The following is a 359-nucleotide window of genomic DNA, read 5'->3' as shown; positions in this document are numbered from 1 at the left end:
GCGGCTCGGTGACGGGTTCGCGCAGCTGGGCCGCGTTCCACGCCTGTTCCTCGTACGAGGTCACGGTGTCGATGAAGACCATCCGGGCATCCATTACAGCTCCTTCGCGGCTTCCAGCCGCCGTTTCAGGTCCGTCAGGAACAGCGCGGCCGGGAAGCCGTCGACGGCCCGGTGGTCGAACACGAGGTGCAGGCCCATCATCGGCGCGACCGCGACCTCGTTCCCGCGCGCCACGGGCCGGGCCGCGACGCGCGTGACGCCGAGGATGGCCACTTGCGGGCTGTTGATGATCGGCGTGAAGCTGTCGATGGCGGTATTGCCCAGGTTCGTCACGGTGAACGTGCCGCGCTGTTCCTGAC

At 68.2% G+C, this 359-nt stretch carries 1 protein-coding gene; it reads right to left on the bottom strand.

The annotated features are described in order from the left end of the window. Positions 1-93: 93 nt before the first annotated feature. Positions 94-359, bottom strand: a 266-nt coding sequence (locus tag ACEN88_RS34715) for a 2-oxo acid dehydrogenase subunit E2 (protein WP_413346956.1), incomplete at its 5' end; no start/stop codon positions are given.

The organism is Massilia sp. CT11-108, from assembly GCF_047302915.1.
Taxonomy (GTDB): Bacteria; Pseudomonadota; Gammaproteobacteria; order Burkholderiales; family Burkholderiaceae_D; genus Telluria; species Telluria orientalis.
Note: the sequence above shows the minus strand (reverse complement) of the source record. Positions and strands in the feature narration are given on the sequence as shown.